General features: G+C 44.2%; 17 protein-coding genes. 10 read left to right on the plus strand and 7 right to left on the minus strand.

Going from position 1 to position 13548, the window contains the following annotated elements; translation table 11 throughout:
- Positions 1 to 111 precede the first annotated feature (111 nt).
- Both greA and ACRD67_RS16960 read left to right on the plus strand, forming a co-directional pair.
- A complete protein-coding gene (gene greA / locus ACRD67_RS16955; RefSeq protein WP_430968414.1) occupies positions 112 to 588 on the plus strand; it encodes a transcription elongation factor GreA in 477 nt (158 codons plus the stop codon).
- A 75-nt stretch (positions 589 to 663) separates the two neighbouring features.
- Positions 664 to 1056: an HIT family protein gene (locus ACRD67_RS16960; protein WP_430968415.1), complete on the plus strand. Its 393-nt coding sequence runs from the start codon at positions 664 to 666 to the stop codon at positions 1054 to 1056.
- Here the strand turns inward: ACRD67_RS16960 and ACRD67_RS16965 are convergent.
- Together ACRD67_RS16965 and ACRD67_RS16970 are read right to left on the minus strand one after the other, a co-directional pair.
- Positions 1049 to 1399, minus strand: coding sequence for a hypothetical protein (locus tag ACRD67_RS16965; protein ID WP_430968416.1), 351 nt, complete (start codon positions 1397 to 1399; stop codon positions 1049 to 1051). The two genes, ACRD67_RS16960 and ACRD67_RS16965, sit on opposite strands and share 8 nt — an antisense overlap.
- 2 nt (positions 1400 to 1401) lie before the next feature.
- On the minus strand, positions 1402 to 2550 hold the full coding sequence (locus tag ACRD67_RS16970; RefSeq protein WP_430968417.1) for a sensor histidine kinase: 1149 nt from the start codon (positions 2548 to 2550) through the stop codon (positions 1402 to 1404).
- Between the two features lie 368 nt (positions 2551 to 2918).
- On the opposite strand from ACRD67_RS16970, the gene ACRD67_RS16975 reads away from it, so the two are divergent.
- The 4 genes from ACRD67_RS16975 to aat are packed head-to-tail and all read left to right on the plus strand — an operon-like array spanning position 2919 to position 5726.
- The gene (locus ACRD67_RS16975; protein WP_430968679.1) at positions 2919 to 3812 is read left to right on the plus strand and encodes a flavin reductase family protein; all 894 of its coding nucleotides are present in this window, start codon (positions 2919 to 2921) and stop codon (positions 3810 to 3812) included.
- Entirely contained in the window at positions 3809 to 4618 is an 810-nt protein-coding gene (locus tag ACRD67_RS16980) for a hypothetical protein (RefSeq protein ID WP_430968418.1), read from the plus strand. The genes ACRD67_RS16975 and ACRD67_RS16980 overlap by 4 nt, the downstream gene beginning before the upstream one ends.
- A gap of 46 nt (positions 4619 to 4664) precedes the next feature.
- Positions 4665 to 5042 carry a DUF3127 domain-containing protein gene (locus tag ACRD67_RS16985; RefSeq protein WP_430968419.1) on the plus strand — a complete coding sequence of 126 codons (378 nt, stop codon included), beginning with the start codon at positions 4665 to 4667 and terminating at the stop codon, positions 5040 to 5042.
- Positions 5043 to 5060: 18 nt separating this feature from the next.
- Positions 5061 to 5726, plus strand: a complete 666-nt coding sequence (gene aat, locus ACRD67_RS16990) for a leucyl/phenylalanyl-tRNA--protein transferase (RefSeq protein ID WP_430968420.1) — start codon at positions 5061 to 5063, stop codon at positions 5724 to 5726.
- A gap of 72 nt (positions 5727 to 5798) precedes the next feature.
- On the opposite strand, the gene ACRD67_RS16995 is transcribed toward aat, so the two are convergent.
- The 5 genes from ACRD67_RS16995 to ACRD67_RS17015 all read right to left on the minus strand — a co-directional run bounded on the left by ACRD67_RS16995 (position 5799) and on the right by ACRD67_RS17015 (position 8287).
- Positions 5799 to 6380 (minus strand): hypothetical protein, encoded by a 582-nt coding sequence (locus ACRD67_RS16995; RefSeq protein ID WP_430968421.1) that lies wholly within the window; start codon positions 6378 to 6380, stop codon positions 5799 to 5801.
- The gene (locus ACRD67_RS17000) at positions 6370 to 6933 is read right to left on the minus strand and encodes a DNA-3-methyladenine glycosylase I (RefSeq protein WP_430968422.1); all 564 of its coding nucleotides are present in this window, start codon (positions 6931 to 6933) and stop codon (positions 6370 to 6372) included. Before ACRD67_RS17000 ends, ACRD67_RS16995 begins: the two co-directional genes overlap by 11 nt.
- A gap of 76 nt (positions 6934 to 7009) precedes the next feature.
- Positions 7010 to 7327: a divalent cation tolerance protein CutA gene (cutA, locus tag ACRD67_RS17005; RefSeq protein WP_430968423.1), complete on the minus strand. Its 318-nt coding sequence runs from the start codon at positions 7325 to 7327 to the stop codon at positions 7010 to 7012.
- A gap of 163 nt (positions 7328 to 7490) precedes the next feature.
- Positions 7491 to 7868, minus strand: a complete 378-nt coding sequence (locus ACRD67_RS17010) for a hypothetical protein (protein ID WP_430968424.1) — start codon at positions 7866 to 7868, stop codon at positions 7491 to 7493.
- A gap of 38 nt (positions 7869 to 7906) precedes the next feature.
- The gene (locus tag ACRD67_RS17015; RefSeq protein WP_430968425.1) at positions 7907 to 8287 is read right to left on the minus strand and encodes a hypothetical protein; all 381 of its coding nucleotides are present in this window, start codon (positions 8285 to 8287) and stop codon (positions 7907 to 7909) included.
- 145 nt (positions 8288 to 8432) lie between these two features.
- Between ACRD67_RS17015 and ACRD67_RS17020 the strand changes: the two genes are divergently transcribed.
- From ACRD67_RS17020 to ACRD67_RS17035, 4 genes are read left to right on the plus strand one after another with little or no spacing between them, the layout of a single operon-like run.
- Positions 8433 to 9110: a TetR/AcrR family transcriptional regulator gene (locus ACRD67_RS17020; RefSeq protein ID WP_430968426.1), complete on the plus strand. Its 678-nt coding sequence runs from the start codon at positions 8433 to 8435 to the stop codon at positions 9108 to 9110.
- Entirely contained in the window at positions 9111 to 10778 is a 1668-nt protein-coding gene (locus ACRD67_RS17025) for a peptidase domain-containing ABC transporter (RefSeq protein WP_430968427.1), read from the plus strand. It begins immediately after the preceding gene.
- A gap of 6 nt (positions 10779 to 10784) precedes the next feature.
- On the plus strand, positions 10785 to 12137 hold the full coding sequence (locus ACRD67_RS17030; RefSeq protein ID WP_430968428.1) for an HlyD family secretion protein: 1353 nt from the start codon (positions 10785 to 10787) through the stop codon (positions 12135 to 12137).
- Positions 12134 to 13543, plus strand: coding sequence for a TolC family protein (locus ACRD67_RS17035; protein ID WP_430968429.1), 1410 nt, complete (start codon positions 12134 to 12136; stop codon positions 13541 to 13543). The genes ACRD67_RS17030 and ACRD67_RS17035 overlap by 4 nt, the downstream gene beginning before the upstream one ends.
- The last annotated feature ends 5 nt before the right edge of the window (positions 13544 to 13548 follow it).

A 13548-nucleotide genomic window follows, 5' to 3' on the forward strand; every position in this document is an offset into this window, starting at 1 on the left:
ATCGTGATGTGCATTTTGGAAAACCTGAACAAAATTGAGCAAAAAATATGTATATTTGCGTTAAATCCTCTCTAAAAAAGGGGATTTTCCTATTTATTAAACGATGACGATATGAGTAACGTATCTTATTACACGGAGGAAGGATTAAAAAAATTACGGGAAGAACTAAATCAACTGAAGGATGTTGAACGCCCCAAGGCTTCACAGGCCATTGCGGAGGCAAGGGACAAGGGAGATTTGTCCGAGAATGCGGAGTATGATGCAGCCAAGGAAGCCCAAGGACTTTTGGAACTAAAAATAGCCAAATTGGAGGAAACCCTGGCCAATGCCAGATTGATAGACGAGTCTCAACTGGACACCAGCAAGGTCTTGGTCCTGTCTACGGTAAAGCTTAAGAATCGGAAGAATGGCATGGAAATGTCCTATACACTTGTGGCCGAAAGCGAAGCGGACCTGAAATCCGGTAAAATCTCGGTAACTTCCCCCATCGGAAAAGGACTGTTGGGAAAAGAGGTAGGTGATGTGGCGGAAATTGTGGTTCCCAACGGCACTCTAAAATTTGATATTTTGGAGATTACGAGGGAATAAAGGCATAAATCTTTATATTTAATCCCATCAAGCCTTTGATGGGATTTTTTATTTTAATCCGTAATTCATGCAGTAATGTCAAGCATCTTTACCAAAATCATCAACGGGGACATCCCGTGCTATAAAATTGCCGAGGATGCCGATTTTTTCGCTTTTTTGGATATTAACCCAAATGCCGAGGGACATACGCTTTGCGTCCCCAAAAAGGAAGTAGATAGAATTATGGACCTCGACGAGGCTACCTATATGGGGCTGATGGCCTTTTCCAGAAAGGTAGGCAGGGCCATTGAAAAGGCGGTGGACTGCAAACGTGTGGGACTAACCGTCATTGGGCTGGAGGTACCCCATGTACATGTGCACTTAATTCCTCTTCACGGGATGGAAAATGCCACTTTTCAGCACAAGGTCTCGCTTAGCCCGGAACAATTTGTGGAAGTGGCCGGGAAAATCAGGGCAGAGATCAAATGATTCCTTCAGTATAGAGATAGGCACCCGTCCCCACTAATGCAACGAGCAACAGTAAGGTAATGTAGAACAAAGGGGTAAATCGCAAGCTCGATTTTTCAGGACGCACCATTTTTTGAAAATAATCAAAAACGCGTTCAATGTCCGGGGTCCATTTTATGGGGTAAATGGAAGATCCACATTTTTTGCAGGTAATCTCGTTACTTACTACGCCCGTTGTCCTATGGAACCATCTTCCATAGATGTGTTTCTGATAAAAGGTTAGACGAAGTCCCTGATTAAAACACTCGGGGCAGTTGTTGGTGAGTTCTGCCTCTTTTAGCACTTCCTGTTTTTCCTTTGCCATAACTATAGGTTTACTTTTAGGGAAATTTGCATTATAGTGCCTTCCTTGGAGGAGGAGAGCACTTTTATTTTCCCGTTATGGTATTCCTCCACAATGCGTTTTACCAAAGATAGTCCCAGACCCCAACCTCTTTTTTTGGAAGTGAAACCGGGATTAAAAATGGTTTGGAAATCGCTTTTTGCAATTCCATGCCCTGTATCGGAAACCATTATATTTACGTAATTTCCGTCAGGAACGATTTCAATGGCGATATTTCCCTTGCCGCGCATGGCATCAATACCGTTCTTTACCAGGTTTTCAATGGTCCAATTATAGAGCGATCGGTTCAATTGTACCGGCAGGTTTTCCACTTTGGAATCGAAGGAAAACTGGATAAGTTTGGAACTTCTCAATTTTAGATAATCATAGGCATTTTTGGTTTCCACAACAATATTATGGCTTTCCAGTATGGGCAGTGAGCCTATTTTGGAAAAACGGTCGGTAATGGTCTGCAGGCGTGAAATATCCTTTTCTATTTCCTTGGTAATATCGGGGTTTATTTTTTCGGTCTTTAATAGTTCGTTCCATCCCAACAAGGAGGTCAAGGGGGTGCCGATCTGATGTGCCGTTTCCTTGGCCATCCCGGCCCAAAGCTTGTTCTGCTCCGAAGCCTTGTTGGTCTTAAAGAAGAAGAAAATAACTGCTCCAAACAAGAATATAATGAGCATCAGGGCAATAGGGTAGTATTTCAATTTATTGAGGACTTCCGAGTTTCCATAGTACAGTGTGGCCAAGTGCTCTCCTTTATAGTCTATGGAAACCGGAGTGTTCTCCCCTTGAAACTGCTTAATTTTTTTTTTGATATAAAGTGTGTCCTGGGATAGTTCCGCGGGCATATTGTTAACCTTTATGGAGCCATCATTGTTTACCAGGATCATGGGAGATGAGGTGTTGTTCTGAAAAATGGTCACATGCAGATTTCCCAAATCCCGATCTTCCGAGGACTGCAATAACTCGGATTGTGCGGTGGCCCAAATCTCCATTTTTAGGCGCTCCTCCTCCTTGAATTTCTTAAAGAAGCTGTTGGTATTCCAAAGGATAAGACTTACTATAACAAAGGATGCTATAAGTAAAATGATGTTCGATGTTTTCTTTTTGGGATTAAATGCCATCAAGGAATTTCTTATGCCTAAATATAACGTAAATTGATAAAAGAAGTATCAATGAAAAGTTGGTAGTTGATGTTTGGTGGGAAAGCATAGGTGGTCGGAAGGAAACAGTTAATACCCATCAATACCTATAGGGGGAAGACAAAAGGAAAAAGCACAAAAAGGGAAAGGAAAGTGTACGATATAATCTCGCTCGTTGAAACTCCCATCGGCATACAAGCAGACGAATCGAAACGATATGAATCGAGAAATCAGAGTTGGGTACGAGCGTGTTGACTTCTAACGTTCAACTTCCAATTTCCGGGATTCGCCAATGGTCTTATTGTTTCATTTAGGGCACAATTTATGTACCTTTGCACCCTATGGCAAAAATGGTTTCAATTCTTCCTTCCGAGGTCCCAACAGCTAAATTGCATGGCTATCTATTGGGGGCCGTAGGCCCTAGACCCATTGCGTTTGCAAGTACCATGGATGCCGATGGAAGGCCCAACCTGTCGCCCTTTAGTTTTTTTAACGTGTTTAGCGCCAATCCGCCCATAATGATCTTTTCCCCGGCCCGTAGAGTAAGGGACAATACCACCAAACATACCTTGGAAAATGCACTGAATACCAAGGAAGTGGTCATTAATGTGGTGAACTATGACCTGGTGCAACAGGCCTCCCTTGCCAGCACGGAATACAGGGAGGGAGAGAACGAATTTAAAAAGGCCGGACTCACCATGTTGCCTTCCGATCTTGTAAGACCCTTTAGGGTGGCAGAATCCCCGGTGCAATTCGAGTGTAAGGTGCTTAAAGTGGAAGCTTTGGGAAAACAAGGCGGCGCTGGGAATCTTATTTTTTCCGAAGTTCTGAAAATACATGTAGCTCCCGACGTTTTGGACGATTTGGGAAACATTGATCAGCATAAGATAGATTTGGTTGCGCGTATGGGCGGGAATTGGTATAGCAGGGCCAATAAAGGCATGTTTGAGGTACCAAAACCCCTTTCCACCCTTGGCATTGGAGTTGATAAAATTCCAGATCACATTCGTTTGAGCCGTGTACTTACAGGAAATGACCTAGGGATGTTGGGGAATGTGGAAACGATCCCTTCGGATGAACAAGTAGCCGAATTTGTGGCATCGAACATGGGGATAAAAGCCATTATCAGTGCCGATGACGAAGAGCAACTGCACAACAAGGCCAAAGCGTATTTGGATCAAAAGGATATTCCTGCGGCATGGAAGATATTATTGGCCGGGGCAAAGCAAAATAGGAAGGGATGAAACGTATTCAACTGTTCGAATTTGAGGATTTTCAGTGGTTCCCGTCATGGATGAGGAAGTCCATGACCAATTTGATAGTGGTCTTACATAAAATGGTAGGGGTATCCGAAGTCTTGGCCAAGCTTGTGGCCAAAGTGGTCCAGGACAAGAATCTACATACGATTGTGGATTTGGGTTCGGGATCGGGAGGTGCCATGCCCCAGGTACTTCATTTGCTTCACAAGAACTACGGTTTAATGGATGTAAACCTGGTCTTAACAGATTTATATCCGGATCCGGGAACGGTTAAGAAATTTAATCAAGGGGCAGAAACTGGTATACGGTATCGCGAAACTCCTGTAGATGCCACTGCAATAGGCACAGCTCCAGAGGGACTTAAAACCATGGTCAATAGCTTTCACCACATGCGGCCCGCGGAGGCGAGAAAAATTTTGGAGTCTGCCGCAAAGGACCAACAAGCTTTACTGATTTACGAAATGGGCAAAAACAACATTCCTCTAGTCATTTGGTGGCTACTGTTGCCTATTTCATTGGTCATCTTGATTATCATGGTGTTTTTTATGACGCCATTTGTAAAACCCTTATCTTGGCGGCAAATCGTGTTTACCTATTTAATTCCGATAATTCCCATCTGTTACGCTTGGGACGGACAGGCATCACTACCAAGGATGTACACCCTTAGTGATATGAAAGAGCTGCTCAAGGGTCTGGAATCTGAAAACTACCAATGGGAAATGGGAGACGTTAAAAAGGAAAATAACAAAAACATGGGAACTTTTGTGCTGGGGTGCCCCATACCCGCTTAAGGAAATCAGAAAAACACAGCGCAATAATTATAAAGCAATAACGAAGATGGAAGTACAAGGAAAAATTAAAATGATCGATGAGACCAAGACCTACGGAAACAACGGTTTTAGGAAAAGGGAAGTGGTCATTACAACGGAAGAGCAATATCCACAGCATATTTTGGTGGAATTTATACAGGACAAGTGCGATCTGCTGAACAACTACAGCGAAGGGCAGGCCGTAAAAATAAGCATTAACCTCAGAGGAAGGGAATGGACAAACGCCCAAGGCGAGACCAAGTATTTCAATTCCATCCAGGGCTGGCGTATTGAGAACCTGCAGGCAGAGGAAGGTGATGGAAACATGCCCCCGGTTCCTCCCATGGACGCCTTTGAGCCGGCCGACAACCTCAATGAGGAAGAACACGACGACCTACCGTTCTAAGGACTTAAGAATATACCGTTGGAAACGGATGGAAGGGGAAGGCCCACGTTTTTTTTGACCGAAAAGTTGGAATTTCCTCCAGTGGAAAATACCAATGCTGAAGGCTTATTGGCAGTAGGGGGCGACTTGTCGGAAGCACGTTTGCTGTTGGCCTACCAAAACGGTATTTTTCCCTGGTTCAATGAGGATTCCCTGATTCTTTGGTGGAGCCCAGATCCAAGGATGGTGTTGTTCCCGCATAAGATCCATATCTCTAAAAGTATGGGACGTGTGATGCAAAGCAATCAATTTCAGCTTACAAAGAACACCTGCTTCGAAACGGTCATTGATCAATGTGCCCTGGCAAAAAGAGAAGGACAAGAGGGGACCTGGATTACCGAGGAGATGAAAGAGGCGTATAAAAAACTCTTCAAAAGAGGTGTTGCCAGGTCTTACGAGGTCTGGCGCCACGACAAATTGGTGGGGGGTCTTTACGGGATAGATTTAGGGCATGTGTTCTGCGGGGAAAGCATGTTCAGTTTGGAAAGCAACGCCTCCAAATTCGCCCTGATAAAATTATCGGAGGAATTGGCACGAAAACACTACAAGCTTATCGATTGTCAATTATACACCGGACATCTGGAACGCATGGGTGCCGAGGAAATTCCCAGGACACGGTTTATGGAATTCTTAAAAGTGGGGTAAGGGGAACAGATAGGAAAGTTGTATTTCCTAAATCAAGGGCAATACCGTATCGCGCTTTTTGCGAAATATCTTTTAATACAATACATGGTCATGGTTGGCTGGAAGCGACTTCCTTATACGGATCAGATTGCCTTGGGCATCAAAAAGAACCTCAAATTCCCCATGGTACATTTCCTTTTTTCCGGTAAAAGTGACCTCGTAGTTCAAGTAGGGCAACAGGAGATTTTGAAAGGCATCAAATAAGACCTTTGCCGGAGGTGTGTCGGGGCTCACCGGATATTGCTGCTGTATCTTTTTAATGCGTATTTTTTTGAAATTACGATTAAGGTAGCCCGCTACATTGTCCCAACTATCACTGGGGATATCAATTTCCTTAATGGTTATCCCTGCAGCTTTCAACGTCCCTGGTTTGCTAAACACAAGGTTGTAATGCAAACGGTCTTTTTTAAACTTTGCCTCGAAACGGGTTTTGGTGCTATCAATTTCCTTGTAAAAACGGATTCTTTTGACGCTCTCCAACTTCTGGGAGATGAACGCCAAAGCCTCGGGTGGAAATTGTTTTTTTAAGATACGGTGCTCCCGTTCGTACTTGTTTTGGGAAAAACAAGTAGTGATGGAGAAGAGCAAAACAAAAAGAGTAACGCTATACCTCATGGTATCTAAAACAACTTACCTCATGATCGTTCACCATCCCCGTGGCCTGCATGTGCGCGTATACCACGGTACTGCCCACAAATTTAAACCCTCTGCCTTTTAAGTCTTTACTCAGGGTATCGGACAGATCGGTTTTGGCCGGAGCTTCTTTGTGATCTTTTAAGGCATTCTTTATGGGTTTTCCGTCAACGAAGCTCCAAATATAGTTGCTAAAACTGCCAAACTCCTCTTGTATCTTTATGAAGGCCTGCGCATTGGACACCGTGGCACGTACTTTTAGCTTGTTCCTTATGATACCGGTATCCTGCAACAAGGCCGCTATTTTGGTCTCATTGTACCTGGCAATTTTTTTGTAGTCAAAATGGTCAAAAGCCTTTCTAAAATTTTCCCGTTTCCTGAGAATGGTTATCCAACTTAAGCCGGCCTGAAAGGTCTCCAATATCAAAAACTCGAACAAGGTGGCATCGTCCCTAACGGGTACTCCCCATTCCCTATCGTGATAGGCTTCGTAAAGTTCATCGCCTACACACCATCCACATTTGTGTTTTTCCATGGTAAAAACTATAGGTTAAAGATAGGCAAAATTCGATGTGGTGCGTGTAACGAAAAAAGGGAAAAAAGGCTTGGAATTAGGTTTTTAAGGTGCGTTGCAGTAGCTGATCGGCCTGTTCGGGATCCATATACACAATGGGAAGGGCATAGAGCACGGGCATCTGATCCCCATAGGTTTCACGAAGGCGGTGGTTGATGGGTTGAAAAAGCAGGGATTTCGTTTTTGCGGTAATCAGTACTTGTTGGGTTTCATTTATTTTCCCCGGACCCCGTTTTCGGGTGTACCCAGTGCTTTCCATAACGGTGGCATTCCATATGAGTCGTTCGCCTATAAGTAAGTGTATTATTTTTTTGGCCTCGGTTTGGTCGGTACATATGATATGTATTGCCATCATAATCTACGGTTTTATAGGTTGCTCCATTACACGCACTAATGGCAGTGAGCACTGTTGTGACAAAAAAGGCGCCAGCCGGGGAAAACTCAAGACGTTTTGCGAACAGTAACTTTTGAGTTGGCTGGCGCACCAGAGAGCCATAGTAAGATGCTTCGCTTTTGTGCTATGGAGCACTTTCTTTTGGGGAGGCGATCTTTAATTCGCCCGCTTGCAAAGCATTTTCCAGATCGGCCTTCACGCTGGGCAAAAACCTAAAGAATTTACGCCCATCCTTGCGTTTCAAGGTAACCTGTGTATTGTTGTTGTCCTTTGTCATCATATCGGAAACCACCACTTTGCATCCATAAACACGCCCCATATCCGCAATACCCCCTCTTTTTATGATAAAGTTCTTACGCGGAAAATGGATATGCTTAAAAGTGGGACCTGCCGGCTCTTGTATAATTATGATGTCGCCAACAGCGATAGGATTGTCCTTTCCCTGTGCCTGGATGCCCAGAGCAAAAAATAAACTTGTGATAATCAATAGTGCTTTTTTCATGACTTCAAATATTATGTATCGTTGTTCTGTTCTTGCCTTTAGGGAAAAAGACCGGTATTCCCAACGTCTTGCTGCTCCATAGGGGTCAGTTTGGCCCTTATTGTAGGAAACAGGTTGAAAAAGGTACGCCCATCTTCCCTTCTAAGGACTACATGTATTACACCGCTACTACCCCGATCCATGCGCTCCACAATGAGCTTGCTACCGTAAATATTAAGATAGTTTCCTGCACCGTCCAAATCGTTAAGTCCACCCATGAGCACGGCCGTACCCCTATTTGGGAGATTTATTTCTGCACCTTCCGTGCCGGATATGTTGTCAATTTTTTGATAATTGTCCCATTCAAAAAAATAACCTTTCTGAGCCTGTAAACCGCTCCAAGCACCTAAAATCAATACACAGAGTACTATTTTCTTCATAGACATAATAGGTTTAATAGCCCAACTTATGGAGGTATGAAATTACGCATATTATATAATATTACAAGTATTACTTTCGTTAAACATTAGTTAAACTATTATATATTGATAGTAATACTTTTATATTTGAGCAAAATTTACCACGATGAAGCATTTACTTCAAACCCTCAAGATTGGGATTAACGAAAATATCTATGTAAAGGACCCTGAATCTTCGGATTTGGGGAAGCGGATCATTGAGAACGGTATTGTAATGATTCATGAAATGGGTTTTGAGAGCTTTACCTTTAAAAAGCTGGGTGATAGGATTGGCTCCAATGAGAGTTCCATATACCGCTATTTTGAGAATAAGCACAAACTGCTGCTATATCTTACCTCCTGGTATTGGGGGTGGCTGGAGTATCAATTGGTTTTTGCCACCAATGGAATTTCAGACCCAGGAACCAAATTGGAAACGGGTATAGCCATCATCACCAAATCTATTGAGGAGGACTCCTCATTTTCCCATATCAATGAAGTACTGCTAAACAAGATTGTCATCAATGAATATTCCAAATCGTACTTGACCAAAGAAGTGGACAAAGAGAACAAGGAAGGCTATTTCGCCATTTATAAACGCTTGGTCCACCGAATTCGCGATATGATCCGTGAGGTTGATGGCACATATTCCTATCCTTCGAGCTTGGCCAGTACGGTCATAGAGGGCGCTTTACACCAAAATTTCCTTTCAGAGCATTTTGCCTCCATGACAGACTGCAATGAAACTGTTGAGACAACACAGTACTTTACAAACTTGGTGTTCAACTCCCTAAACAAAACCTAGATGGCTAAATCAATTTTGACCGCATGGCAGCGGTTAATAGGCCTTTTGCGCCTAGACAAAAGGGACGTGTTACAGGTCTTTTACTATGCTATTTTCGCCGGGTTGGTAAATCTGTCCCTTCCCTTGGGGATACAGGCCATTATAAATCTGATACAAGGGGCCCAGGTAAGCACCTCTTGGATGGTTTTGGTTACCTTGGTTACTTTGGGCGTTGGCTTTGTAGGGGTACTGCAGCTCATGCAGATACGAATCATAGAGAATATCCAGCAGAAGATCTTTACCCGGGCCTCTTTTGAATTTGCCTATCGGTTTCCCAAAATAAAGATGAGCGAACTGCGCAATTATTATCCTCCAGAACTGGCCAATCGCTTTTTCGATACCCTTACCGTTCAGAAGGGACTGGCCAAGATTTTGGTCGATTTTCCGGCGGCCCTGCTACAGATTATTTTTGGTTTAATGCTCTTGTCCTTTTACCATCCTTTTTTTATCATTTATGGCATCTTGCTGTTGCTGCTCATTTATATAGTGTTCAAATTTACAGTGCAGCGCGGATTGGAGACCAGTTTGGACGAATCCAAAAATAAGTATCGGGTGGCACATTGGTTGCAGGAGGTGGCGCGATCAATCGTTGGATTCAAACTATCGGGAAGGACGAACCATGCGCTGGACAAAAACGATACCTTGGTCTCCCGTTACCTAACCGCCCGGGAAAGCCATTTTAAGGTATTGGTCCTCCAATTTGCCCAAATGATCGGGTTCAAGGTATTGGTGACCGCAGGCTTGTTGTTGATTGGGGGGCTTTTGGTGCTCAATCAGGAAATGAATATCGGCCAGTTCGTGGCCGCGGAACTTATTATACTCTTGGTCATCACTTCGGTAGAAAAGCTGATTCTTGGTTTGGAATCCTTCTATGATGTTCTTACTTCCCTGGAAAAATTGGGCCAGGTGGTGGATAAGGAATTGGAGCCCCAAGAAGGAGAGCGACCCTTTAAGCAGGGAGAAGGCTTTACCCTGGAGTTGGACCGTGTGGACTACGAGGTGTCCAAAAGGACGAAGAAAATTTTGGATGATATTTCCCTTACCATTACCCCAAGCTGTAAAATTCTAATGGAGGGCCCTGGTAGTTCTGGGAAGTCTACCCTCTTACGCCTTATTGCTGGAATCATAGAACCGACCCGTGGAAGTCTTTATGTGAATAATGTATCCCTGAAAGGATTGAACCTTAACGAATATCGGTCGTACCTGGGACAATCCCTAACCGACGAATCGCCTTTTGAGGGAACCTTGGAGGACAATATCACTTTTGGTGACCCCAAGGTTTCGCAGGAGGACATCTATTGGGCCTTGGAAAAAACAGGTCTTTTAAACTTTGTAAAGGAACAAACAAAGGGCATTAAAACAGTTCTTTACCCGGAAGGAAAGCAGATTCCGTATACTGTCTCTAAAAAAATAGTATTGGCCAGAAGCATTGTGAGAAGGCCCAAGCTATTGATTTTGGTTGACCCCCTGGACCATTTTGACCAAGATGAAACCGAGCAAATTATGGATTTTCTTACCGATCCTGTTCACGGGTGGGCACTAATTGTGGTGAGTCAAAACCCTAATTGGAAGAAAGGATGTAACCGGGTAATTACCATGGAAAACGGCAAGATTGTTAACGAAAGCTGATATACTATGCTCAACATATCAAATAATAGGCTTAATCAAAAAGTGGATATCTCTGGATATAAATCGGTCCAAAGGGCCTTTCGGGTAAGACATTATCGGCATTTTAACCGCTTTCTGATCGGATTTGCCCTTGCCTCCCTTGTTATTCTGTTCCTGCCCTGGACACAGAATGTTTCCGGTGAAGGGTTCCTAACCACCCTTAAACCGGATCAAAGGCCACAGACCATACAGTCCCCTATTCCGGGCAGGATCGAAAAGTGGTTTGTGCAGGAAGGCGATTTCGTAAAAAAGGGCGATACCATATTGCATATTTCAGAAGTAAAGAACGAATATTTTGATCCGAATCTGGTAGCGCGTACCGGACAGCAGATCAAGGCCAAATCCATGTCCGTAGACTCTTATGGGGAAAAAGTGAAGGCCTTGAACAATCAAATTTCCGCTTTGAAAAATGAGCGGTCCCTGAAATTGGAACAAGCGGCAAACAAACTCATCCAGGCCAGATTAAAGGTAAAGAGCGACAGCATTGACCTAGAAGCAGCAAGGACGAATATTACCATTGCCCAGCGTCAATACGACCGTACCTCCCAATTGCAGGAGGAAGGCCTTAAAGCGGTGACCGATGTGGAGGAAAAGCGACTGAAATTGCAAGAGACACAGGCCAAACTAATCTCTCAGGAAAACAAATTGTTGGCCAGCAAGAACGAGGTCATCAATGCCCAGGTAGAAATCAATCGGGTACGGGCAGAATATGTAGATAAGATATCCAAATCCCAAAGCGATATGTATACGGCCCAATCCAACCGGTTTGACGCGGAGGCCCAGGTTACCAAATTGGAGAATGAATTTACCAACTACGAAATTCGCAATGATCTCTACTATATCCTTGCGCCCCAAAATGGGTTTATCAACAGGGCGCTTCGTGCCGGGGTGGGGGAAACCTTTAAGGAAGGAGAGCGGTTGGTAGGCATTATGCCCTCAGATTATGAAATGGCGGTAGAGACTTTCGTTAAACCTATAGATCTCCCCCTGATCCACACAGGTGAGAAGGTCCGCATACAGTTCGATGGCTGGCCGGCCATAATCTTTAGCGGTTGGCCCAATATTTCCTACGGTACCTACGGGGGCAAGGTCGTGGCCATAGAAACCTTTATCAGTGAGAATGGAAAATACCGTATACTGCTGGCCCCGGACCTAGATGATCAACCATGGCCCAGTGATATACGTGTGGGCTCCGGCGCCAACACCATAGCCCTCTTGGAAGATGTCCCTATTTGGTTTGAACTATGGCGGCAGCTCAATGGCTTTCCACCCAACTATTATCAAGGGAAAAATACGATATCAAAAGTTGAAAAGAAATGAGGGTAAAATGGTATTTGTTCTGTACATTTTTCGCCATAAGTTTTTTACACCATGCTCAGGAAGCCGACAGCTTGGTGCTGAATTTTAAGGAATACCTCGGTTACGTAAAAAAGTATCATCCTATTGTAAAGCAGGCCCAACTGAACATTGGGATAGGGCAGGCAGAACTCATGAGGTCCAGGGGTGGTTTTGACCCCAAAATAGAAGTAGATTACGAAAGGAAGAAGTTTACCGGTATTGACTATTGGGACAGGCTCAACGCTACCTTTAAAATACCTACCTGGTACGGAATTGAGCTCAAGGCCAACTTTGAACAAAACGAAGGGGATTTCATCAACCCGGACGAAAGTGTTCCCGCCGACGGACTCTACAGTGCAGGCATATCGGTTTCACTGGCTCGTGGATCTTGGATCAATGAGCGTATGGCAACGCTGCGCAAGGCCAAATTCTTTAGGGAACAGACCAAGGCAGATCGGGATGTCCTGGTCAACCAGACTCTGTTCAATGCCTCACTGGCCTATTTTGATTGGTTACAGGCGTACAGGGAAAGCCAGATCTATGGCGATTTTCTGGACAATGCCCGAATACGGTTCCAAGGCATTAAACAAAGTGCCCTGGTCGGGGATATCGCTGCCATCGATACCGTAGAGGCAAAAATTGCAATTCAAAATAGGGCATTGGGCTTGGAGCAGGCCAAGGTAAAACTTATGAAAAGCGCCCTGGAACTCTCCAACTTTCTCTGGTTGGGAGACAACCTGCCAGTGGAGATACAACCTACAATGGTTCCGGACCTTTATGTAGAGGCCGACATTGATGCCACCTTGGAAATTCAGGGAAAACCTTTGGACAGTTTTACCTTGCAGAACCACCCAAAGCTCAGGTCCTTGGACCTAAAGATTGATGGTCTCCATGTTGAACGAAGATTAAAGGCCAACAAGCTGCTTCCCAGAATAGATTTGGAGTACAATTTCCTGACAGAGACCCCGGATCAAATCGGTACCTTTGAGACACAGGAGTACAAAGGGGGAATAAATTTTTACTTTCCCCTTTTTCTAAGGAAGGAGCGGGGCGATTTGAAACTGGCAAAGTTTAAACTACAGGAGGCACGGTTTGAGTACGATAATGCACAGCTCGAAATCCGTAACAAAGTATTGGCCATTTACAGGGAATTGGAGTCCTTTGAAACACAGAATGGCCTAATTGCGGAGGTGGTAAATAATTACCGACGCCTGTTGAACGCTGAGGAACGCAAGTTCAGTTTTGGGGAAAGTTCCCTGTTCCTTATCAATTCCAGGGAAAGCAAGCTTATAGATTCGGAGTTAAAACAGAATGCTTTGCAGAACAGGTTCTTTACCACCAAGGCTATGCTTTTCAGAAGCTTGGCCGTGAACCCTAAAAACCTCTAAACATA

The organism is Eudoraea algarum, assembly GCF_050589645.1.
Classification (GTDB): domain Bacteria; phylum Bacteroidota; class Bacteroidia; order Flavobacteriales; family Flavobacteriaceae; genus JBNGOQ01.